This is a genomic window from Sorangium sp. So ce363, assembly GCF_051520435.1.
Lineage (GTDB): Bacteria > Myxococcota_A > Polyangia > Polyangiales > Polyangiaceae > Sorangium > Sorangium cellulosum_B.
In genome coordinates this window covers 924,665-946,186 of record NZ_CP150333.1, presented here as the reverse complement: position 1 = coordinate 946,186, position 21,522 = coordinate 924,665, and the positions used below count along the sequence as shown (strand labels likewise).

The window sequence follows — 21,522 nt, the reverse complement described above, 5'->3', positions numbered from 1 at the left end:
TGGGTCGAAAAAAAATCGTCGACCCCATGTCGAGCCGGCGCACCGTGCTCCGACATCCAGGCAAAGCGCGGTCGCGGTGACCGCGCCGCCCTCACCTCACCGCCGGGCCCGACCCCGGCCAGGAGCCCCGATCATGACCACCACGCAGAAGATCAAGACGTGCCTCTGGTTCAGCAACAACGCCGAGGAGGCGGTGCAGTACTACCTGTCCATCTTCAAGGGCTCGCGGATCCTCTCGGAGCTCCGCTCGGGAGACGCGGGTCCGGGGCCCAAGGGCTCGCTCGTGATGGCCGAGTTCGAGCTGAACGGCCAGCGTCTCATGGCCCTGAACGGCGCCCACCAGAAGTTCAACGAGACGTTCTCGCTCGTCGTCACCTGCGAGACGCAGGAGGAGGTCGACGAGCTCTGGAGCAAGCTCACGGCCGACGGCGGCGCCGAGAGCCAGTGCGGGTGGCTCAAGGACAGGTTCGGCGTGTCCTGGCAGATCGTCCCGTCCGTCTTGATCCGGCTCATCCAGCACCCGGACCCGGCCAAGGCGGGGCGGGTCATGCAGGCGATGATGCAGATGAAGAAGATCGACATCGCGCGCATCGAGGAGGCCGCCCGATAGGCGCCCTCGTCCGGCCCACCAGAGGTCCGGCCATGGCTCGCCGGACCGGGCCCCTCACGCGAGCGCGCGGATCGCGCGCAGCACCGCGTCGACGTCCGCCTCGGAGTTGAGCAGGCTCGGCGCGACGCGGACATACGAGGTCGCGTACGGCGACGTCGAGGCGATGATCTTCCTCTCGCGGAGCCTCCCCACGGCGGTCTCCGGCGTCATCCCCGCCACCTCGAAGCACACGATCCCCGCGGAGAGCGCGTCGTCGAGCGGCGTGTGCAGGGTGACATGGCCCATCCCCTTGAGCCCTTCCTTGCACTGCCGGTTCAAGGCGTGGATCCGGGCCGCGACCCTGGCCTTGCCGATGCCCCGGTGGAACGCGAACGCCGCGGGCAGCGCCCACCGGTGCTCGAAGGAGTGGAACCCTCCGGGAGACATCATGTCCGCGGTCGTGGGCGGCGGCGGCTGCTGCCGGAGCCAGGCTTCGTATGCAGCCCTTCCGAAGGGCGGGATGCTCGGGCGCAGCATCGGCCAGAGCTCCCGCCTGCCCCAGAGCACGCCGGTGCCCCGCGGCCCGAACATCCATTTGTGACAACCCGCGGCGAAGAAATCGCAGCCGAGCTCGGCCATCGTGGCGTCCTCGACCCCGAAGCCGTGCACGCCGTCCACACAGCAGACGACGCGCTTCGCCGGCGCCCGGCCCTGGTTCGCCCTGGCGACGACCTCGGCGATGGCGCGCACCGGCGTCTTCACGCCCGAGCTCGAGTGCACCCACGTGATCGCCACGACCCGCGTGGCCGGGGTGAGCGCCGCCTCGATCGCCCCCGCCATCGCCGTCGCCGTCGCCGTCGCGGCGCTGCTCCTCCCATAGAGCGCGATCTTCCGCACCACCGCGCCCGTCCGCTCCGCGGCGAGCCGGAGCGACTCGTGCGTGGAATAGTGATCGTGCTCCGTCGTGAGCACCTCGTCGCCGGCCTCGAGCGGCAGGCCGAGGTACAGCGACGCGAGCCCCATCGTGGTGCTGTCCGTGAGCGCGATCTCCTCGGCCCCGGCGCCCATGTACGCCGCGGCCGCCTCCCGCACCGGCGCCGGATCCTCGCGCGCGTGGAGCGCGTCCACCGGGTTCTCGTCGAGCTCCCTCCGCAGCCGCTCGATCGCCTCGCGGACGGGCCGCGGGTGCGAGGCGAGCAGGAAGGCCGTCATGTGGATCCACGCCGGCGACAGATCGAACTCGTCCCGAACGCTCTGCCACGGATCGGCCGGCGCCTTCCGGCGAGCGCTCGCGGTCGTCATCGCCCCCGAGCCCGCACAGCCCGCGGCGCCCATCACCAGCAGGCCAGCGAGCAGGCTCCGCCTGGGTAGCTTGGTCGTCATCTGATCCCCCTCCGTGCCGGCGCGGCGGCTGCCCACCGGCGCCGCAGCATCGCTCGCCCGGGAGCGCCGCGCTCCCGCGAACCGAGGGGATCGGACCGCGCCGCCCCGGGCGAGCGGCGCCGCCGGGGCCGGCGAGATCAGGGCGCCGGGTTCGGGTACCGGGCGTGGATCTGCTCGATCTCGGCGAGCACCTCCGCGCCGAGCACCACGCCCGCGCTCTTCACGTTCTCCTCGAGCTGATCGAGCGTGGTCGCCCCGAGGATGGTGCTCGCCACGAACCAGCGGCTGCGCACGAAGGCGAGCGCGAGCGACGCCGGGCTCAGGCCGTGGGCGCGCGCGAGCTTGACGTAGGCCTGCACCGCCTCGTCCACGTTGGGCTTCCTGTAGCGCTGGCCGAAGGTCTCGAACCGGGCGAAGCGCGAGCCCGGCGGCGGCCCGCCCAGGTGCTTGCCCGTGAGCAGGCCGAACGCGAGCGGGCTATAGGCGAGCAGCGGCACGTCCTCGCGGCGCGAGGCCTCCGCGAGCGCGGAGTCGAACGTGCGGTTGACGAGGCTGTAGGCGTTCTGGATCGACACCGGCCTGGGGAGCCCGAGCTGCGCCGCGACGCGGCTCCACTGCGCCACCCCCCAGGCGGTCTCGTTGCTGAGCCCGAAATACCGGACCTTGCCGTCTCGGATCACCTCCGCGAGCGCCGCGAGCTGCTCGGCGATCGGCGTGCTCGAGCGCTCGTTCGCCGGATCGTAGGCGGTCGCGCCGAACTGCGGCACGTACCGATCGGGCCAGTGGATCTGGTAGAGATCGACGTAATCGGTCCTGAGGCGCCGCAGGCTGTCCTCGACCGCGCGCCGGACGTTGGCGCGGTTGATCGCGAGGGAGCCGCCGCGGACCCACGGGATCGGGCGGCCCGGCCCCGCGATCTTCGTCGCGACGATCACCTTGTCGCGCGGCCGCTGGCTCAGCCACTCGCCCACGTAGCTCTCCGTGCGCCCCTGCGTCTCGGCGCGGGTCGGCACCGGATACATCTCGGCCGCGTCGATGAAGTTGATCCCCGCGTCGAACGCGTAGTCGAGCTGCGCTCTGGCGTCCTCGAGCGTGTTCTGCTCGCCGAACGTCATCGTCCCAAGGCAGAGCTCCGAGACCCGGAGCTCGCTGTCACCCAGCTGTCGGTAGTGCATGGCTGTCCCGTCCGTTGGATACCCAGTACCACGGGGCAGCGCCGACGTCCACTATAACGGACAACATTTCTTTTATAACGGACCAACGCCTCTCCGCGCTCGACCGCGCCCGGAGACCTGGAGCTCGCCTCCCGCGGCGGGGGTCACCGGTCGCTGCCGCCTCGCAGAGGAGAGTCCTCGCGCCGAGGAGCGGCGTCTCCGGAGGCGGCCTTGCGAGGGATCAGGGCATTCCCAAGCAGTAGCGAGGCCCTTCGAAGCTTCGTATGGATTGACCATCCTCGCTGACGTTGAGCGTGAAGTAGCTATAGGCGGACCCCTCCTCGCATTGCGCTCCGTACTCTTGCGGACCAGCCGTCGTTCCGCCGATGGGATCGAGCCATTGTTCGACGCTGGGCGTCGACGATTTCCATACCTCGGGCGTCGAACAACCAAGCTGGACCTGGTACACATGCTCCGCGTCGTACGTATACCTGAACGCCACGACATTCCTGGGGTAGTCGCAGAATTTGGAGACGTGCGAGCCCGTCATGCTGCCGGTCACGGGGCCGGCATCGTACCCGTCCCCCGTGTGACCGTCGCTCTGAAAGTCGGCGCAATGAAGGACGAACCCGTTGAGCCACGCGTCACCCCAGACGCGGGCGCCCACGGCAACCCCCTCGCCGGGCACGCACTCTTGGACCATCACGTCGCCGCCCATTGCGCCGCCGCCCGTGCCACCCCCCGCTTCGCCGCCGCCGCCGCCGCCGGCGCCGCCCGCCTCGCCGCCTCCCGCTTCGGCGGCGCCGCCGCCGGCATCGCCGCTTCCGCCAGCTCCTCCAGCGGCCTCACCGTTGAACTCGAGTGTTCCTACTCCCGAGACCAGCGTGCATCCCGCGGTCGCGGCGAATCCTGCGACCAGAACACCCATCCTCGCAATTCGCATGCGTTGCATATCCATTGTTCCTTCCTGCGTCAGAAGCTGCCTCGCGCTCCGCAAGCAGGTGACGCTGTCCTACGAGCCGCCCCCGGACGGCACCTTCTGGCCAGAAGCTCATCCTACGTCGCCGCGGCTCACTCGGCCCTGAAGGCCGGAGGCTCCTCGATGAGCGCCATCAATCGATCGATCTGGATGGGCTTGACGAGGTGTGTTTCGAACCCCGCCCGCTCCGAGCGCCGGAAATCCGACTCTTGCCCGTAACCGGTGATCGCGATCAGGCGAACCCGCTCGCCCGCCGGCTGCTCGCGGAGGCGCCGCGCGAGCTCGTAGCCGTCCATCACCGGTAGCCCGATGTCGAGCAGCGCGACGTCGGGCGCGAACTCCTCCGCGATCCGGATCGCGGACGGGCCGTCGGAGGCGACGCGCATCGTGTAGCCCATGGCGCCCAGCGACTCGGCCAGGAGCTCGGCGGCATCGAAGTTGTCGTCCACGAGCAGGATGCGGCGCTGGCCGGCCGGAGACGGCGTCCGCTGCGCCCCGGGCGGAAGGAGCGCCGGCGCGGCCTCGGGCGAGCGCACGGTCGCCGCGGCCGGCAGCTGGATGGTGAACTCGCTCCCGCGCCCGCGGCCCTCGCTGTGCGCGCTCACGCGGCCGCCGTGCATCGCGACGAGGTTGTGAACGATGGCGAGGCCCAGGCCCAGGCCGCCCTGCGATCGGTCGAGCGCCTGCCGCTCCTGCACGAAGCGCTCGAAGACGCTCGGCAGCATCTCGGGGGCGATGCCGATGCCGTTGTCGCGCACGGAGAGGACGACCTCGCCCTCCACGCGCCCGGCCCGGACGGCGATCTCGCCGCCGCTCTCGGTGTACTTCGCGGCGTTCGTGAGCAGGTTCGAGACCACCTGGGCGAGCCGCATGACGTCGCCGTCCACGGCGAGGCCGGCAGAAGGGACAGCGATAGTGAGGTGGTGCCGCCGCTGCTCGAGCAGCGGGCTCGCCAGCTCGACCGCCTTGGCCACGACCTCCGCGATCTCGATCCGCTGCTTCTTCAGCTCGACCTTGCCCCGCGTGATGCGGGAGACGTCGAGCAGGTCGTCGACGAGCGCCGTCAGGTGCTTGATCTGGCGCTCGATGACGAGCCGCTCGCGCTCGGCATGCCCCCCGGCCCGCAGGCGCATCAGGTGGAGCGCCGTGACGATCGGGGCGAGCGGATTCCGCAGCTCGTGGCCGAGCATCGCCAGGAACTCGTCCTTCGCGCGGTTCGCCCGCTCCGCGTCGCGCCGCGCGTCCTCCGCGCGGCGCAGCAGCTCCTCGCGCTCCCGCGCCGCCGCCTCGAGCTTCTTTCGCGCCCGCACGTACTCGGTGACGTCGAGCGCGACGACCAGGATCCGGGCGACGGCAGCGCCCGGGTCCCGCATGGGGAGCAGGTTGAAGCTCCAGTACGACTCTTCCAGCACGCCGCGCCCGCGATCGAGGTCGAACCGGTAGTCGTGGGTGACGAACGGCTCGCCCGTCGCATAGGCCCGGTAGAAGACCTCGAGGAACGACGAGCCGACGACCTCAGGGAAGGCCTCCTGCAACGAGCGTCCGAGCACGTCACGGCCCACCATGGCCACAAAGTGGGGGTTCGCTACCTCGATGATGTGCTCGGGGCCACGGTAGACGGCGATCCCGACGGGCGCCTGCTCGAACAGCGCGAACAGCTGCTCGCGCTCCCGCTCCGCGGCGCGCCGGTGCGCTGCGAGCTGGAGGTGGGTCGCGACGCGCGCGACGAGCTCGCGCGCCGAGAACGGCTTCACGAGGTAATCGTCGGCGCCAGCCGCCAGCCCCTCGACGCGGGACTCCTCGCCCGCGCGCGCCGAGAGCATGATGACTGGCACGCCCCGCGTCGCCGGATCGGCGCGCAGCGCCCGGAGCAGGCCGAAGCCGTCGAGGCCCGGCATCATCACGTCGGCGATGACGAGATCCGGCGGCGAGCGCCGGGCGATCTCGAGCGCGGCGGCGCCGTCGCTCACGGCCTCGACGGTCCACCGCTCCTCGAGGATGCGCCGCACGTACATGCGCATGTCGGCGTTGTCGTCGGCGAGGAGAACGCGCGCGCTCGGGTCGAACGGCGCCGAGACGTGGCCGGGCCCGGCGGGATCGGTCGAGGCGAGCGCCAGGGCGGGCGCCTCGTCGACGAGCTGCCACCGCAGCGCCTCCTCGACGTAGGGCGCGGCGCCGGTCGCCGTCGACGAGAGCATCTTCTCGGCGCGGATACGCTCCGGCGGGAGGTGCGCGGACCCGCGCGGGATCGCGACCGTGAACGCCGTCCCCTCGCCCACGCGGCTCCCCGCCTGGACGCTTCCGCCGTGCAGGCGCACCAGCTCGTGCACCAGCGCGAGCCCGATCCCGGAACCCTCGTGCGTGCGCGCGCGCGCTCCCTGGACGCGATGGAAGCGCTCGAAGAGGTGCGGCAGCTCGTGCTCGGGTACACCGGTGCCCGTGTCGCGCACCACGAGCTCGACGTGGTCCCCGCAAAGGCGCAGCGACATGACGATCTCGCCCTCAAACGTGAACTTCAGGGCGTTGGACAGCAGGTTCAGCACGATCTTCTCCCACATGTCCCGGTCGACGAAGACCGGCTCCGGGAGCTCCGGGCAGTCCACCTTGAACGCGACCCCTGCTCGCTCTATCGCGGAGCGGAACGCGCTCGCGAGATCGGCGGTGAAGCCCGCGAGGTCCGTCGGCTCGTAGGACGCCTGCGCACGGTTCATCTCGAGGCGGGAGAAGTCGAGCAGCGCGTTGACCAGCTTGAGCAGGCGCAGCGCGTTGCGGTAGGCGAGCGAGAGGTGCTCGCCGCAGAGCGCGCGCTCCGGCGACGCGAGCGCGTCCTCCAGGGGGCCGAGCATCAGCGTCAGCGGCGTCCGGAACTCGTGGCTGACGTTGCTGAAGAACAGCGTCTTCGCGCTGTCGATCGCGGCGAGCTCCTCGGCGCGCCTGCGCTCCTCCTCGTAAGCGCGCGCGTTCCCGATGGCGGTCACCACCTGATCGGTGATCAGCCGGAACAGCCCGCGATACGGCTCGTCGAGCAGGCGGCGCGGGCTCACGCCGCCGATGAGGAAGCCATACGGACGAGGCTGCCCCGGCCGCGAGAGGGGCAGGACGATCGCCTGCTCCGGCGCGCTGCCCCAGCGGCCGAGTGGCAAGGCGCCGAAGCGGGCCGCGAGATCGCAAACGAGGAGCTCGCCAGAGGCGCGCGCCGCCTCCGCGAGCGGCCAGGCCGAGGCCTCGCCGCCTCGGTCGTGGAGGGAGATGCGCGCCGGCTTCGCCGCCCCCTCGTAGCCGTCGAGCCCGCTCGCGCCGGCGAGGCGCGCATGGCCCGTATCGCCGTCCAGGAGGTAAAGCAGCGAGAACGGAAGATCGGCGACGTTCGCCGCGAAGATCTCCGCCGCTGTGGAGCACGCCTCCTCGGCAGACTTCGCATGGGCGGAGCGCGTCGCGAGATCGCGCAGCATGCGGAGCTGGCGCGCGTCGAGCACTTGCTCCGTGGTCTCCTGCACCGTGATGAGGACGCCGGCGACCCGCTGGTCGTTGCCGGGTATCGGGCTGAAGGAGAGCGTGAAGTACGTCTCCTCGACGAAGCCTCGCCGTTGCAGCGGGAGCAGGAGGTGCTCGCTCCACGTCGCGGGCCCCCCGTCGAGCACGGTCTGCGTCATCGGGCCGACGACGTCCCAGACCTCGGCCCAGACCTCGCGCGCCGGGGCGAGCACCGACGCAGGGTGCTTCATGCCCAGGATAGGCCGATAGGCATCGTTGTAGATCTGCAGCATCTCCGGCCCGACCAGCATGATCATGGGAAACCGATTGCCCAGCACGAGGCCGACGACGGTCTTCAGGCTGATCGGCCATGTCGCGACGGGGCCGAGCTTCGTCTTCGCCCAGTCGATCGAGCGCAGCAGGGCGCCCATCTCGCCGCCGCCGGCGAGGCAGCCCTCGGCGCTCGCGTCGAGGGCGCGGCCATCGGGCGAGGGCTCGACGACATCTGGAGACTTCTTCCGTATGCCGGTTGGCCGCATGCAGCGCCATCGTGGATGAAATCCACGGCTTTCGCCACCGGGACAGGGCGCATGCGGCTCTGGCGCCGCCGGCCTCGAGGCGCCCCGGCGGCCAGGACACGGGCGAGCGCGGCGGCCTCCGGGGACGGCGCGGCGGCGCGGAACGGCAGAGCGTGATCGCCTGAGAGGGGTGGGGCGAGCGGCGAAGCCTGCCAGTCCGCCGAGGTCGCTACTCGACGATCACGCTCACGACCGCGGTGGGCAGATCGACGGGCGCCGTGACGGACCACGAGTCGGTGGCGGTGAGGGTGTCTTCGTCATAGCCGACCATGAAGGTGGCTGACAGCTCGTGCGCTCCGTTCACGACGAGCTGGGTGAGCCCGCATGTCGTGTCGGGCTCACCCAGCTTCATCCGCGGTCGTGCTCTCGGGCGCCGCGAGGCGGCGTCACTCGCGGAGCCGCGTATCCGTGTTGTAGCCGCGCGGCGCGAGCGGCGAGAGCCTCTCCAGCCAGATCTGCTCGAGCAGCGTGAGCTCGTCCGCCACGGAGAACCCCGGCTCGTCCTTCTGCTGCACGACCTCGAGCACCTCGAACGTGAAGGCGTCGGCGCCGTGCTGCTGCCAGTCCCGCTGGAGAGCCTGGTTCTGGTGCGCGCCGATGGACAGCGCGAAACGGTGCTTGTTGAGCGGCCCATGGAGGTTCGTGCTGCTGCCGAGCAGGACCTTGCCGTTCACCGTGTTCTTGACCTGGAAGATGCCCGCCTGCTTCGGGGTCTCGAGGTACTTCCGCTTCAGCTCCTTGCGCGTTTCCATCGTGCTCGCTCTCGCCTTCTTCGTCCCTGACCCGGGCGTCGTGTTCTCCGCCTCGGGTGTCGTGTCCTTCGCCCCGGGTGTCCTGGTCTGTTCCGCGATCAGCTCGTAGTGCAGGCCGTCGCGCGTCATGTATCCCTCGTCGACGAGCATGCGCCGGATCGTGCAGTGGTCGGGATACAGGGTCTGGATGATCTCGTTCACCTCCTGCTCGCGGTAGCGCCGGCCCGCCTGGAACTTGCCCAGGAACTGCTCGAGCACGATGCGCCGCTTGCGCCATTGCTTCGGCATCTGGACCAGCACGCCCCCGCGGAAGAAGGCGCGCATCACCTGGCTCCGGGCTCGCTCCGCGCGCCGCCGCGCAGCGCCGTCGGCGGCGGAGGGCAGCGAGACGAGCTCCTTCAGCGTGAGGCGGAGCAGATCGTCGCGCAGCGCATAGACCAGGTAGTACTGGGTCTTCTGCTTCGTCACCAGCCCGGCCTCGTCGAGCTTCCGGAGGTGGAACGAGACCGTGGAAGGCGCGCGACCCAGCCGCTCGGCCAGCTCCTCGGCGCAGTGCGGCCGCTCGATCAGGGCGTTCACCACCTGGAGCCGCGACGCGTCGGCGAGCGCCTTGAGCACGCCGATGCGCGCCTCGACGCCCAGCTCACGCGCCGGGGGATCTGCTTCGATGGTCATCAAAGTGAATCTAGGCGGCGCGGGGGCGCCGTCAATCTGTTTCGACAGTCATCGAACCGAAACCTCGCGGGACGAGCGTCGCTCGTTCAAGCGTCACCGTCGAGAGCACAGCCGGGCTCGGGCGTGGGCGGGATGCCGGCGGGATGCGGGCGGGATGGGGTGGGAGATGAGGAGCGCCGAGCCCGCAGGGGCGGCGGGCGCCGCCTGGGGACCCCACGTCAGGAGATCACGGCGAGCGGTGCTGCGTCGCGGTCATGGACGGGCGCTGGCCGACGACGTCGAACCAGCGCGAAAGGCCGCTCCGGCCGCTTCGCCACGCCCGATCCGGCCAGCGGAAGTCGAGGTAGCCGAGCGCGCAGGCGACCGAGATCGCGCCGATGTCCGCGAGCGCTCCCGACAGCGTACCGGCGTCGCGCTCCAGCCTGTCGAGGCTGGCCTCGATGGCAGCCGCCTGGCGCTGCATGACGCTGCTCGATCGCTCGTCGGATGGGCGATGCTCGTCGGCGAAGAGGCGCCCGGCAGCAGCGCTGATACCGTCCGCGACGCCCTGCCGGAGCAAGGCGCTCCACCGCGCCTCTCCCGGCGCTGGATACAGCCCGCCAGCCGCGAGGTGATCCAGGTATTCGCAGAGGAGCGCCGACTCGAAGAGCACCTGTCCGTCCCCCAGCACCAGCGTCGGGACCTTGGCCAACGGGTTCAGCGACCGCAGCGCCGCGTCCGACCAGGGATTGACCAGCACAAGCTCGATCCGGTCTCCCAGCTGCAGCTCATGCGCGGTGACCCGCACCTTGCGAGCAAAGGGGGATGTGGAAGCGTAGAAGAGCCTCATGGAGAACAGCTCCTGACAAATCCACTCATTTGTTGGTATCTCAGCAAAGAGAACTTGAACAGGGAGGCGGGGAGACGGGGAGATTGCTGGGATTTTAAGGCGGCGGCCAGCGGACGCCGAGCCCCTGGTGCGGCGAGTCGGCGCTCAACCGGACGTCGTCCGCAGGGGCCGGCAGCGCGCGCCACACGTCGGGGTGCTGATCGGGCTGCTTGCCCTGGCTCTCCGCGAGCGCCTCGTAGAGCGCGCCCTGGTGGAGGACGTGGGCTCCCTTGGGGTACGTCACGGCGCGCTCGTCCGGGCTGAGCGTCGCGCGGTCGGTCCACCACTCCAGGCGCCGGTAGTCCTCGTCGAGGCCGCTTCCCATGAAGTCTCGGAAGCGGACCCGCTCCACCGCGACCGTCGGATTGTCCTCGGCCTGCACGCTGTCGAAGAGCCACTTGATGAACGGATAGGGCCCGTCCACCCGGTTGCCCTTCAGGATGTGCGGGTTCGGCGCGTTGCTGCCCACCGCGAAGACCTGCACCGGCTCGTCCGCGTCGGGGTACACCTCGCCATAGTTGAAGTGGAAACCGAGGAAGACGTTGCGCTCGAAGCGTATCGTGGCGCCGGTGTCCACCGCGTGCGTGTACACCCCGCTCAGCGACGTGTCGGCGAAGTAGTTGTCCGTGAACGAGATCGTGTCCGACGGCGAGCGCGGATCGCCGTCCACGCGCGTCGGGAACAGCTCGACGAAGAGGTCGCCCGTCCCGATCACGAGGTTGTGGTGGAAGCTCGAGCTGCCGTAGCGCTGGCCGAACTGCACGTTGCCGTCCTGGTAATGGTCGAACGCCGACCGCCACCGGACCGCGCCCGGTCCTATGACGTTGTGGTGGATCTCGCAGTCCGAGCCGAGCTGCCCGACCTGCAGCGCCTCGGTGCCGGTGCGCAGGAACCGGTTGTCGTACACCTCGAGGCGCTCGAACGCATGCTGCGGCTGCGCCTGGGTGCTGCCGAAGTAGATCCCCTCCGAGCCGACGTCGTGCACGTAGAGGTCGTGGATCTTCACGTTGCGCATCGTGGCCTGCCCGTCGTCGTCGGTCTTGGCGACGATGCCGGCGAACTCGGCGCGCGCGACCTCGAGGGTATCCAGCTCGAAATCCGACGCTCCTCCGCCGATGGCCAGCCCCGAGAGGCCCTCTTTGCTGAACGCGTCGTCGATGAAGATGCCGTACGTCCCCTGGCCATGGGCGAACGCGCCCTCGGCGTGCCCCCGGAACCCCTCGTCTCCGGTCTTCGAGACAGGGTCGTGGCGGCCCGTCAAAATCCAGCCCTTTCCGCCCTTGATCACGAACACGTAGTTGGCGGCGTCGCCCCCGACCTCGACCTGTCCGCCGAGGTTCGTGATCACGAGCGGGCGCTCCGCGCTCCGCTCGGGCAGGCCGCCGAGCAGGATGCTCCGGTAGTGGCCAGCCGGAATGTAGAGCCGGTCGAGCGCGCTCCAGTCGACCTCCGGGAACGACCCGGCGAGATCGGGATAGGCGATCTCGGGGAGCTCACCCTCCCTCGGGGCCGGCTCCGGCAGCGTGAAGGTGGTCGTGGGCTGACCGAAACGGCCGTAGGCCGGGACGCCCGGCGTGGAGCCCCCCGCGCCAGGCGAGGAACCACCGGCGGCGCCCGCGCCCGACGTGGAGCCTCCGGCGGCGCCCGCGCCCGGCGCGGCGCCTCCGGCGCCAGCGGTGGACTCCGCATCATCGCCATCGCCGCCGCACGCCGCCATCGCGACGAGCAGGACACCTATCCTCGCGCCTTGCCGCATCCGCAGGAGGATACGGCATCCGCTGGGCGGGCCGCGCCGAAAGCCACGCACCGCGCGCCGGCGCGTGGGAGCTGGTGCTCAGATCCGGGTGGACATGATACCAGCTGCGCCGCAGAGCAGCGCTTCCCTCTCGTCAACCTGCGCGTCCGACGGTGTGCGCGCCGTCGTGCTCTCGCCGCCTCGCCTGCCGGTAGCCGAGGGGGCTCACGCCGTGGGCGCGCGCGAAGGCGCGCCCGAACGCGGGCTCGCTGTCGTAGCCGACGCGGGCGGCGACGAGCTTCACCGGGAGCGTCGTCTCGCCGAGCAGGACCGCGGCGCGCTCGAGGCGCAGCCGGCGCACGTGATGGCCGAGCGGCTCGCCGAGCAGCGCCGTCGCGCGCGCCGCGAACGCGGATCGCGAGAGCCCGGCCGCTCGCGCGAGGTCCCCGAGCTCCCACGCGCGCTCGGGCGAGGCGCGCACCCGCGCGAGCGCGGCCGCGATGGGCTCGTCCCGGAGCGCGTCCCGCCGCGGCAGCGACGCCGCGGGGTCGCGCAGCGCGCTCGCGAAGAGCGCGTGCGCCCACGCCTCGCCGACGGAGCGGCGCAGCGCCGCCGACAGGGCCGGCGGGCCGGCGAGCAGCGCGAGCGTGTCGTTGAGCCAGCGCGCGAGCCCCGGCGTCGCGCCCGCGACGTGCACCGCCGGCGGCAGCAGGGCGACCCACGGGGCGCCCGCCGCGTCGACGTGCAGGTCGACGACGACGAGGCGCGTCTCCGGCGGCGCCTCCGTGGCCAGGGCGTCGTCGGCCACGGCGCGCATCCCGCGGCAGAGGGCCTCCGGGTGCGCGAGCGAGGTCGTCGGCCGATCGCGGATGGCGTGCTCCTCGGCGCGCGGCAGGAACACGAGCTCTCCCGCGCCGAGCGCGAGCCGCCGGCGCGCGACGTCGATCCACCCGCCGCCGCCGAGCGCCGCGTACACCCGGGCGGAGGCGCGCTGCGCCGGCTGCCGCTTGCCCCAGCGATCGCCGAGCGCGAAGCGCCTCACCTCGGCCTCGCGGAGCACGACGCTCCGGGCCAGCTCGTCGAACGCGGCGGACATGGCGCGATCGACTCTACATCACGCGGCGGGCCGCGCCACGCCGGCGCGCGCGACCCGCCACGCGGGCGGCGCCGGCCGTGGACCGTGGACGCGCGGATCGTGGAGCTGGACGCGCGGCAACCGCGGCGCCCCTACGCTGGCCTCGTCGACACGAAAGGAAAGGACATCCCATGACGCCCCCCCTGCCGCATTCCCGTCCGCTCGACGCCGCGCAGGCGCTCGACGCGCTCCTCGATCTCATCGGTCGTGACCTGGAGCGCTGGCTCGACCTCTTCGCCGACGACGCAACCGTCGAGTTCCCGTATGCGCCGGCGCTCGGCGCGCCGGCGCGCCTCGAGGGGAAGGCGGCCATCCGGCGCCATTTCGAGGGCATCCTCCAGAGCTTCCACGGGCTCGAGCTCCGCGACGTGCGGCGGTATCCGACGACCGATCCCGACGTCGCGCTCGCCGAGGTGCACGGCTCGGCGACCATCGGGCCCGCGCGCAAACGCTACGAGCAGGACTATGTGATGATCGTCGCGACGAGGAACGGCCGAGTCGTGCGCTACCGCGAGTACTGGAATCCAGCGCCCGTCCTCGAGGCCTTCGGCGGCGAGCTCGACGCCCATCGCGAGGGGGCGTCATGAGGGCGCGCGCAGGGAGCGATGGGCCGCTCGTCCTGATCACCGGCGGGACGGGCACCACCGGGCGAGCCGTCGCCGCGCGGCTCGCGGCCGGCGGCGCGCGCGTCCGCACCGCGAGCCGCGCGGCGCCCGCCGCCCGCGACGGCGTGGAGCACGCCCGCTTCGACTGGGCCGACGCCGCGACGCACGACGAGGCGCTCCGCGGCGCCGATCGCGTGTACCTCGTGGCGCCCGCGATGGTCGAGGATCCCTCGGCGCTCATGCTGCCCTTCGTCGAGCGCGCGCTCGCGCGCGGGGCTCGCCGCCTCGTCCTGCTCAGCGCGTCGCCCGTGGCGGAGGGCAGCCCCGGGCTCGGCCTCGTCCACCGCGCGCTCCGCGAGCGCGCTCCAGAGTGGACCGTCCTCCGACCGTCGTGGTTCATGCAGAACTTCATCGACCCGCGCCACCCGCACGCAGCGGCGATCGCCGGGCGAGGCGAGCTCACGACCGCGACGGGCGGCGGCCGCGTCGGCTTCGTCGACGCCGACGATATCGCGGAGGTCGCCGCGCGCGCGCTCCTCGACGGCGCGCCGCACAACACATCTCACGTCATCACCGGCCCGGAGGCGCTCAGCTACGATGACGTGGCGGCCATCGTGTCCCGCATCGCCGGCCGGGCGATACGCCACGTCCGCGCCGGCGAGGAGGACGCTCGGGCGTACCTCGTCCGGGCGGGTATCCCATCGCCCTACGCCGCGTTCCTTGTGAGCCTCGATCTCGCCATCCGCGACGGGGCCGAGGACCGCGTCACCGACGTCGTTCAGCGCGTGACAGGCCGCGCGCCCCGCGCCTTCGGCGACCTCGCGCGCGCCCACGCGCACGTCTTCCGTGGGGAGCCCAGCGCGCACCGAGGCGGCCCGGCCGCGTAGCGACGTCGAGCCGCTGAGCCCGCCGCATCCAGCCGACAAGCGAGCTCCACGACGACTCGCCTTCACGCTCTCCCGATGTGCCCGACCCCACCGCGACGACCACACCGCTCGTCCAGCTCCTCGTTCTCCTGTAACCTGAGCAGCTGCGGGCAGGCAGCGCCTTCGCGGACACCGCACCTCAGGCGCTCATCGGGCCGGACAAGTCAAGGTCGAAGCACGACCGGGGGAGATAGGCGATGGGGACGAAGGACCGCGTGGAAGACTGGCATGATGTCCTGGACAACGCTTCGCTGGGCGTCCATCTGGTGGGCGCGAACGGCAAGATCCTGTGGGCGAACAAGCTCGAGCTCGAGCTCCTCGGTTATGCGCGCGAGGAGTACATCAATCGACATGTCACCGACTTCCACGTCGACAAGGACGTGATAGACCAGATCCTCTGCTCGCTCGCGGGCACCGGCAAGCTGGCCTCCTACCCGGCCCGCCTCCGCGCCAAGGACGGCAGCATGAAGCACGTGCTGATCAACTCCAACGTCTTCAAGCGGGACGGCCAGTTCGTCCACACGCGCTGCTTCACGAGCTGTATCTCGGAGACGGTCTATGAGCAGCTCAAGAGCGAGATGCTCCGGGGGCGTCGTGCCGGGTGAGCGGGCGCAGGCGATCCTACGCTACATCGAGCAGCTCAAGGAGGGAGACGCGGACGCAGCCTTCGCCGAGGGATCGGACCCTGGCGACGATCTCGGCGCGATCGCGGCGGCGCTGGGGGAGCTCGGGGATGCGCTGAGGGAGCGGGAGGAGCTCGTCCAGATCGCCCAGGCGGTCGCGGCGAGCGACCTGAGGCGGCTCGACGACCTCGCGCAGGAGCTCTCGCGCACGAGGGCCCTCAACGCGGAACAGCAGGCGACGATCCGCGCGCTGTCGACGCCGATCATCCAGGTCTGGGAGGGCGTGTTGATGATGCCGGTGCTCGGCGCGGTCGATCACTGCCGGGCCGACCAGATGATGCAGGGGCTCCTCGGCGCGGTCTCGAACACCCATTGCAGGGTGGTGATCATCGATCTGACCGGCGTCGACTCCATCGACGCCTCGCTCGGGAACATCCTTCTGTCGCTGGTCCGAGCGGTGGAGCTCCTCGGGGCGAAAGGGATCATCGTGGGCATCCGGCCCGACGTGGCGCGCGGCCTGCTCGTGGACGGCGTGGACATGTCGCGGGTATCCACCTTCGCGCGGCTCCGCGACGCGCTCGTCCTCTGCATGAAGCAGGCGCCGCGGCGCGCGGGCCAGCTCAACTGACGCGCCGAGCAGCGCGCTGGAGGATGCCCGGCGAGGCACGGGGCATTACCCGCGCCAGAGCTCCTTCGCGCCGTCGGCCATGAACTGGACGGCGATGGCGGCCAGGATGAGGCCCATGACGCGCTCGAGCACGGCCACGCCGGACGCCTTGAGCGCCCGCTGCACGAGCCCCGCGCCGCGCAGCACGAAGTAGGAGGCCACGAAGGTGATCGCCACGCCGGCGAGCACCAGCGCCATGGCCACGAGGTCGCTGCCCCCGCGCGCCATCAGCACCATGACGGTGGCGATGGCGCCCGGCCCGGCCAGGAGCGGCATCGCCAGGGGCACCAGCGCCACGTCCTCCTTGGCGATGCCCTCCTGCTCCTCCGACGGGGTGGTGCGCGTCGCCGAGGAGCGGGCGCGCAGCATGTCGAGCGCCGTGACCAGCAGCAAGAGCCCGCCCGCCACCCGGAACGCGGCCAGCGAGACGCCGAAGACCTTGAAGACGACGCCGCCGAAGAGGGCGAAGAACACCATGAGCCCGCCGGCGACAGCGCACGCCCGCCGCGCCGTGCTGCGGACCTTCTCCGGCGGATCGCCCGCGGTCATCGTCAGGAACAGCGGCACGATGCCGATCGGATCCACGACGAAGAAGATCGCCGACAGCGACACGAGAAAGACCGAGACGTAATGGGCCATGCTCATCGGATGCGTCGCGGCCCCCGCGGGCCAGGCCCATCTCCCACATCCCGGGCGGCCGCGCCAGAACAGCGTCGCGGAGGGACGACGGTGCGGCAGCGAACCGGCGTGATCCGTCGGATGCCCCGACGGGTGGAGATAACCTCCCCTGCTGGGTCCAGCTTGACCAGGGTTTTTTGGGGGATTCACAGGGAGTCGGGGAGACGGGGAGTAAAATCCCACAAATCTCCCCGTCTCCCCGTCTCCCTGTTCAATTCCCGCTAAAAATGCCAATAGCGAGCGATTTGTCAGCGTCTTCTCCTGATCTCCGCGCTGCTCAGTCGAGCGGCACAGGCGAGGACGCCGAGGCGACCAGGTAATCGCGCGCGAAGGCCCCGCGCTCCTTCGCGAGGGCGAGCGGGACAGGCCGGTAGAGCAGCGTGGCGGTGACGTTCGCGGTCGCCGAGCAGCCCGCGGGGATCGCGAAGCCGTGCGACGTCACCGCGACGCCCCCCGGCGCGATGCGGTTGTCGCTGGCGATATCGACGGCGCGGTGCTGCGGCGCGTGCCGCGCGCCCGCCGGATCGACGAGCACCTTGGCGAAGGTGTAGCCCGCGGCGCCGGCGAACGCGGCCGCGGGCTGGCCGTCGGCGGGCGCCGCGGCGAGGGGCGCGCCGAGGTAGACGATATCCCCGTCCTGCGCGGGGATCGCGCCGCTCAGGGTGATCGCGCCGCCGCCCGCGGCGACCACCCGCGCCTCGCCGACCGGCGCGCGGACCTCGAGGCCCTTGTCCGCGGCGTCGAGCGACGGGTCCGCGAAGCGGCCGATGCCGGTGTAATCGTCGTAGACGCCGGTCGGGCGGACGATCCGCACCACATCGCCCGCCCTCGCGCGCGTCGCGCCCTCCTCCCAGGCGAGCTGGGCGCCCGTCAGGGCCGCGCCCTGGCCCACGCGCGCCTCCGCGAGCGCGCCGCCGGTGTCGTTCACCGTCATGCCGCTCGACGGCGAAAGGGGCGCGCCGCACGCCTCCGCCGCGACGAGGAGCACGAGCGCGCGCATCGGCTCCCCGGTCGGAACGGCGTGGCCCGCCGCGCCTCCGGCCAGGGAGACCGTGACCGCGAGCTCGCCCGGCGCCGCCGAGGCGTCGATGCGGACCTCGACCGCGCCCTGGATGAGCCGCGGGGACCCCTCCAGCGGGCCGCGGAAAATATGGGAGCGGACCGTCCCCGCCGGGCGGACGAAGCCGAGCGAGACGCTCGCGTTCGCCTCGTTCGTCACGTCGAGGCTGCTCTTCAGCGAGAGGACCCCTGGCATGTGGCAGGCCTGGCATTGCGTGGCCGGGCGGTTCCAGGAGCTCGCGGCCCACTCGGAGAACGTCTGATGGATCGGGAGCCCGTCTGGCCAGCGGACCGGATCGAGCGCCGCGCCCGGCAGGAGCGCCGCCTGCTTCTGCTCGTGGCAGCCGCCGCAGAACTCCGAGGCCGAGAACTTCGGCTGGTAGCTGCCGCCCATGAACCTGTTCGGCACGTCCGGCCGCGGGCCGAACATCACCTCCAGGAGCCTCGACGAGGGATCGGGGGAGCTCCTCTCCTGCGGGCGCTGGACGATCAGGGCGCCGGCGACCCCGGGCGGCTTGCTCAGATCGACGTCGCGGATCTTGTGGCAAGCGTCGCAGTGGTCGCCCTTCTCGAACGCGATGCCGGTGGCCTCGAGGAGGTCTCGCCCGCCCGCGGGGCCGTCGATCCCCGCGGCGTGGCAGTCGGCGCACGCGCCGAACGCCGCCGGGCGCACCGCCTCGGGCAGCGCGGGATCGTCGCACGAGGGCTGCGCTCCCCCGCCGCAGGACGGGTTGAGATCCGGCAGCACGCCGCTCCCGAGATAACACCGCATCGCGGCGCCCCCCTCGCTCCCAGGGACGCGGCCGGCCTTCCATCGCCCGCCCGCGGCGCCGCACGAGGCCTCGTCCGTGTGGGCCATCGAGACCCCGGCGTAGATGGCCTGGAGGAGCGGACTCCTGGCCGACCGCGCGTGCCCCGACTCGAGGAACTGGGCCACGAGCGTCGTGTGGCAGTGATCGCAGAACCGCGTCGAGTTGTGCGGGTCGCCGTCGCCCGGATCGCCGTAGGTGTAGCCGAGCGCGTTGTCCGGCGGCGACGCGCGGCGAAGTGCGATCTCCACCGGCCCGTCGGGGACGACCTCGAATTCGATGCCGTCCGTCCGGTATCCGATCTTCGCCGCGACAACGGTCGGCTGGCCCGGGATGTCCCGCGTGATCTCGATGGAGAACGCGCCGTCCGGGCCGGTCACGAGGGCCGGCTCCCCGCCGGCCTGCATCACGATGGCGCCCTCGAGCGGCGCCGCGCCGTCGGTGACGACGCCGGTCACCGTGAACACGCGCGGCAGCTCCTCCAGGGCGCCTCCAAAGCCCGTGGCCACGCTCACGTACGTGGTCGTCGTCACCGGGTGCGCGCCCGCGCCCTGGCCACCACCGCCGTGGCCGCCCGGCGGCGCCTCCGAGCACGCGCCGCCGAGCACGCAGGCGGCGAGCGCCGCCGGAAGCGTGGATGTCCGCAGCCGGGTCAGGGGTCGCGCCGCCGTTCGCATCCCGGGGATCGCCACCGTAAACCCGGCTCGACCGCCTGTCGATGGCGAGAGGCTACCGCGACAGCAGGAGCTCCGAGGACGGAGACTCCGGCGCTCCGGCCTTCGAGGGCTGCGCTACCGGTCGCTGCGGCGACGGCGAGGACGGCGGGACGACCCCCCACGACATCGGCCCCCGCGACGGCGGGGGCGCCGGCGGCGGGGGCGCCGGCAGCAGGGGCTGCCCCGGCAGATCACCCAGCTCGGCCGCGCTGAGCTGCTGCGTGCTGCCGTCCCCGGACAGCGTTGTCTCCGTCGCGGCCGCGTAGGCCTCGGCTTGCTCGAGGACCCGCACGAAGTTCCCGCCCAGCAGGCGGAGGATGTCCGCATCCGAGTACCCGCGACGGATGAGCTCCAGCGTGATGTTCGGGGCCCCGGCGCTGCCTGCGAGCCCCTCCTTGAGCGCCTCGCTCCCCTCGAAGACGGAGCCGAGGGCGACATGCTCGATCCCCGCGATCTTCACCACGTGGTCGATATGGTCGACGATCCGCCACAGCGGCGGCGTCTTCTCCCCTTCCTGGGTCCTGAGCTTCTCGATCTCCTCGCGGAGCGCCTTCGTGTCGCCCGGGAGCCTCTCGCCGAGCTCCTTGAGGTGCGCCCCGTACTTCTGCGCGAAGCGCGCCGACTGCTCGGCATACGCCTCGTCCAGGAAGAGCGCCCACGAGTTCACCATGACGAGGCCGCCGTTCTCCGCGACCGCGCGCAGCATGTAATCGTCGAGGTTGCGGCGGCGGTGGCCGGCGGCGGGCATCGTGGAAGAGGTGATGATCGGCGCCTTGGCCACCTTCATGACGCCCTGGAACGTGCTGTCCGATCCATGCGAGACGTCGACCAGCATGCCGATCCGTTGCATCTCGCGGACCACGGCCTCACCGAAGGGGGAGAGGCCGCGGTCGCGGACGTACCCGGGATCGAGCGCGCCTCCCGCGGAGCCTGCCCACTCGTTCGTGGTCATGTGCGTGAGCGCCATGGTGCGGACGCCGAGGCGGTAGAACGAGCGCAGCGCAGGCAGGGAGTTCTCGATGGCGTGCCCGCCCTCGATGCCCATGATCACGGCGATCCGGCCGTCGCGCTCGGCGCGGCGCATGTCTTTCGCGTTGCGCACGAGCATCAGCGCCTCGCGGTGGCGCTCGACCTGCCGGTGGGTCGCTTCGATGAGATCGAGCGCGCGGCGCGCGGCGCTGCCGCCGAGCCTCGAGGACGAAGGCGGCGCGGACGGGCCGACGTGGATCGGGAAGAACGCGCCGGTGACGCCCGCCGCCTTGATCCTGGCGACCTCCGCGGCCATCAGCTCGTCGTCCGAGCTCACCTGAGCGAACGAGCCGCCGAGGAGCAGCGAGGGCACGCCGCTGTGGCCATCCACGAGGATCGCCCTGGCTTGCAGCCGCGCGGCCCGCTGCTCCGGTGCCTCGAGCCCCGGTGGGATCGCCGTGAGATCGGGCGCCGACGTGTACCAGGGCCCGACGTCGGCGGCGGACGGCGCGAAGACATCGGGCGCCGCAGCGGGCGCAGGGGAACGAACGCAGGCCGCGAGCGACGCGGCGGCGAGCAGCGCGAGCATTGGCGAAGTGCGCATGACCGGATCGTACCATGCGAGCTCGGCAGGAAAGCCAGCCATGAAGGCGGCAGGATCGTGCGCCGGAGCGGCGAGGCAGCACCGCCGCTGGGCGCCGACATATCGGCACAGGTGGCCCCCAATGCCGCAACGGCCCCCATGGGACGCCACCGTGGCATAAAGATGGCGCCGCCAGCGGGCGTCGTCTTGCTCTCTCTTGCCTCGTCGACGCGGGCGCCCCGCAGCTCGACCCCCCAACGGGAGCCCGGCCGGCCGGCGAGGACCATCGCGCCGGCCTCCTCTTCAGCCCTCGAAAGGGCCCCGAGGAGAGCGTTGATCATCGGCTCGGACACGGGGTTCGCCCTGCCATCGTCCACGCGCACAACCACGGTCGTGCCTTCGAGCGTGGTTGTCAGCAGCTCAGTTGCCATGGCGACCACGCCAACGCGAACACCCACCAGCAACCCGAGCCAGCGCAACGTGAACAAGCTTACACGAACAGGCGGACTCGCTGTGCGACGAAGGCGGCCCCGCTCGGCCACGAGGGTGCGACGCCGCCGTTCCG

17 protein-coding genes are annotated in these 21,522 nt (G+C 71.6%); 5 read left to right on the top strand and 12 right to left on the bottom strand.

Annotated elements, in window-relative coordinates:
- The first annotated feature begins 133 nt into the window (after positions 1–133).
- Complete coding sequence (locus WMF12_RS03575; protein WP_437865163.1) at positions 134–610, top strand: VOC family protein; 477 nt, start codon at positions 134–136, stop codon at positions 608–610.
- A gap of 54 nt (positions 611–664) precedes the next feature.
- Here WMF12_RS03575 and WMF12_RS03570 read toward each other — a convergent pair whose 3' ends face one another.
- From WMF12_RS03570 to WMF12_RS03530, 9 genes are all read right to left on the bottom strand, one after another.
- A complete protein-coding gene (locus WMF12_RS03570) occupies positions 665–1,972 on the bottom strand; it encodes an aminotransferase class V-fold PLP-dependent enzyme (protein ID WP_437865148.1) in 1,308 nt (435 codons plus the stop codon).
- A gap of 137 nt (positions 1,973–2,109) precedes the next feature.
- A complete protein-coding gene (locus WMF12_RS03565) occupies positions 2,110–3,147 on the bottom strand; it encodes an NADP(H)-dependent aldo-keto reductase (RefSeq protein ID WP_437865128.1) in 1,038 nt (345 codons plus the stop codon).
- Between the two features lie 220 nt (positions 3,148–3,367).
- Positions 3,368–4,069: a hypothetical protein gene (locus WMF12_RS03560; RefSeq protein WP_437865106.1), complete on the bottom strand. Its 702-nt coding sequence runs from the start codon at positions 4,067–4,069 to the stop codon at positions 3,368–3,370.
- A gap of 128 nt (positions 4,070–4,197) precedes the next feature.
- A complete protein-coding gene (locus WMF12_RS03555; protein WP_437865097.1) occupies positions 4,198–8,118 on the bottom strand; it encodes an ATP-binding protein in 3,921 nt (1,306 codons plus the stop codon).
- A 208-nt stretch (positions 8,119–8,326) separates the two neighbouring features.
- Complete coding sequence (locus tag WMF12_RS03550) at positions 8,327–8,509, bottom strand: hypothetical protein (protein WP_437865072.1); 183 nt, start codon at positions 8,507–8,509, stop codon at positions 8,327–8,329.
- 34 nt (positions 8,510–8,543) lie between these two features.
- Complete coding sequence (locus WMF12_RS03545; protein ID WP_437865064.1) at positions 8,544–9,584, bottom strand: metalloregulator ArsR/SmtB family transcription factor; 1,041 nt, start codon at positions 9,582–9,584, stop codon at positions 8,544–8,546.
- Positions 9,585–9,810: 226 nt separating this feature from the next.
- Positions 9,811–10,413 carry a glutathione S-transferase N-terminal domain-containing protein gene (locus WMF12_RS03540; protein ID WP_437865046.1) on the bottom strand — a complete coding sequence of 201 codons (603 nt, stop codon included), beginning with the start codon at positions 10,411–10,413 and terminating at the stop codon, positions 9,811–9,813.
- Positions 10,414–10,507: 94 nt separating this feature from the next.
- Positions 10,508–12,208, bottom strand: a complete 1,701-nt coding sequence (locus WMF12_RS03535; protein WP_437865039.1) for a right-handed parallel beta-helix repeat-containing protein — start codon at positions 12,206–12,208, stop codon at positions 10,508–10,510.
- A 133-nt stretch (positions 12,209–12,341) separates the two neighbouring features.
- Positions 12,342–13,283 (bottom strand): helix-turn-helix domain-containing protein, encoded by a 942-nt coding sequence (locus WMF12_RS03530; protein WP_437744203.1) that lies wholly within the window; start codon positions 13,281–13,283, stop codon positions 12,342–12,344.
- Between the two features lie 170 nt (positions 13,284–13,453).
- On the opposite strand from WMF12_RS03530, the gene WMF12_RS03525 reads away from it, so the two are divergent.
- The 4 genes from WMF12_RS03525 to WMF12_RS03510 all read left to right on the top strand — a co-directional run bounded on the left by WMF12_RS03525 (position 13,454) and on the right by WMF12_RS03510 (position 16,104).
- A complete protein-coding gene (locus tag WMF12_RS03525) occupies positions 13,454–13,909 on the top strand; it encodes a nuclear transport factor 2 family protein (protein WP_437865028.1) in 456 nt (151 codons plus the stop codon).
- On the top strand, positions 13,906–14,814 hold the full coding sequence (locus WMF12_RS03520) for an NmrA family NAD(P)-binding protein (RefSeq protein WP_437865024.1): 909 nt from the start codon (positions 13,906–13,908) through the stop codon (positions 14,812–14,814). Before WMF12_RS03525 ends, WMF12_RS03520 begins: the two co-directional genes overlap by 4 nt.
- A gap of 236 nt (positions 14,815–15,050) precedes the next feature.
- The gene (locus WMF12_RS03515) at positions 15,051–15,458 is read left to right on the top strand and encodes a PAS domain S-box protein (RefSeq protein WP_437744200.1); all 408 of its coding nucleotides are present in this window, start codon (positions 15,051–15,053) and stop codon (positions 15,456–15,458) included.
- Positions 15,412–16,104: an STAS domain-containing protein gene (locus WMF12_RS03510; RefSeq protein ID WP_437865003.1), complete on the top strand. Its 693-nt coding sequence runs from the start codon at positions 15,412–15,414 to the stop codon at positions 16,102–16,104. The genes WMF12_RS03515 and WMF12_RS03510 overlap by 47 nt, the downstream gene beginning before the upstream one ends.
- Before the next feature lie 45 nt (positions 16,105–16,149).
- Here the strand turns inward: WMF12_RS03510 and WMF12_RS03505 are convergent, their stop codons facing one another.
- The 3 genes from WMF12_RS03505 to WMF12_RS03495 form a co-directional block, all read right to left on the bottom strand.
- Positions 16,150–16,782, bottom strand: a complete 633-nt coding sequence (locus WMF12_RS03505; RefSeq protein WP_437864991.1) for a MarC family protein — start codon at positions 16,780–16,782, stop codon at positions 16,150–16,152.
- 316 nt (positions 16,783–17,098) lie between these two features.
- The gene (locus WMF12_RS03500; RefSeq protein WP_437864984.1) at positions 17,099–19,366 is read right to left on the bottom strand and encodes a hypothetical protein; all 2,268 of its coding nucleotides are present in this window, start codon (positions 19,364–19,366) and stop codon (positions 17,099–17,101) included.
- 52 nt (positions 19,367–19,418) lie between these two features.
- On the bottom strand, positions 19,419–20,978 hold the full coding sequence (locus WMF12_RS03495) for a dipeptidase (protein ID WP_437864979.1): 1,560 nt from the start codon (positions 20,976–20,978) through the stop codon (positions 19,419–19,421).
- Positions 20,979–21,522: the final 544 nt, after the last annotated feature.

Coding starts and splice junctions, on each gene's coding strand:
- WMF12_RS03575 (WP_437865163.1), top strand. CDS start 134: ATGACCACCACGCAGAAGATCAAGACGTGCCTCTGGTTCAGCAACAAC.
- WMF12_RS03570 (WP_437865148.1), bottom strand. CDS start 1,972: ATGACGACCAAGCTACCCAGGCGGAGCCTGCTCGCTGGCCTGCTGGTG.
- WMF12_RS03565 (WP_437865128.1), bottom strand. CDS start 3,147: ATGCACTACCGACAGCTGGGTGACAGCGAGCTCCGGGTCTCGGAGCTC.
- WMF12_RS03560 (WP_437865106.1), bottom strand. CDS start 4,069: ATGCGAATTGCGAGGATGGGTGTTCTGGTCGCAGGATTCGCCGCGACC.
- WMF12_RS03555 (WP_437865097.1), bottom strand. CDS start 8,118: ATGCGGCCAACCGGCATACGGAAGAAGTCTCCAGATGTCGTCGAGCCC.
- WMF12_RS03550 (WP_437865072.1), bottom strand. CDS start 8,509: ATGAAGCTGGGTGAGCCCGACACGACATGCGGGCTCACCCAGCTCGTC.
- WMF12_RS03545 (WP_437865064.1), bottom strand. CDS start 9,584: ATGACCATCGAAGCAGATCCCCCGGCGCGTGAGCTGGGCGTCGAGGCG.
- WMF12_RS03540 (WP_437865046.1), bottom strand. CDS start 10,413: ATGAGGCTCTTCTACGCTTCCACATCCCCCTTTGCTCGCAAGGTGCGG.
- WMF12_RS03535 (WP_437865039.1), bottom strand. CDS start 12,208: ATGCGGCAAGGCGCGAGGATAGGTGTCCTGCTCGTCGCGATGGCGGCG.
- WMF12_RS03530 (WP_437744203.1), bottom strand. CDS start 13,283: ATGTCCGCCGCGTTCGACGAGCTGGCCCGGAGCGTCGTGCTCCGCGAG.
- WMF12_RS03525 (WP_437865028.1), top strand. CDS start 13,454: ATGACGCCCCCCCTGCCGCATTCCCGTCCGCTCGACGCCGCGCAGGCG.
- WMF12_RS03520 (WP_437865024.1), top strand. CDS start 13,906: ATGAGGGCGCGCGCAGGGAGCGATGGGCCGCTCGTCCTGATCACCGGC.
- WMF12_RS03515 (WP_437744200.1), top strand. CDS start 15,051: ATGGGGACGAAGGACCGCGTGGAAGACTGGCATGATGTCCTGGACAAC.
- WMF12_RS03510 (WP_437865003.1), top strand. CDS start 15,412: ATGAGCAGCTCAAGAGCGAGATGCTCCGGGGGCGTCGTGCCGGGTGAG.
- WMF12_RS03505 (WP_437864991.1), bottom strand. CDS start 16,782: ATGGCCCATTACGTCTCGGTCTTTCTCGTGTCGCTGTCGGCGATCTTC.
- WMF12_RS03500 (WP_437864984.1), bottom strand. CDS start 19,366: ATGCGAACGGCGGCGCGACCCCTGACCCGGCTGCGGACATCCACGCTT.
- WMF12_RS03495 (WP_437864979.1), bottom strand. CDS start 20,978: ATGCGCACTTCGCCAATGCTCGCGCTGCTCGCCGCCGCGTCGCTCGCG.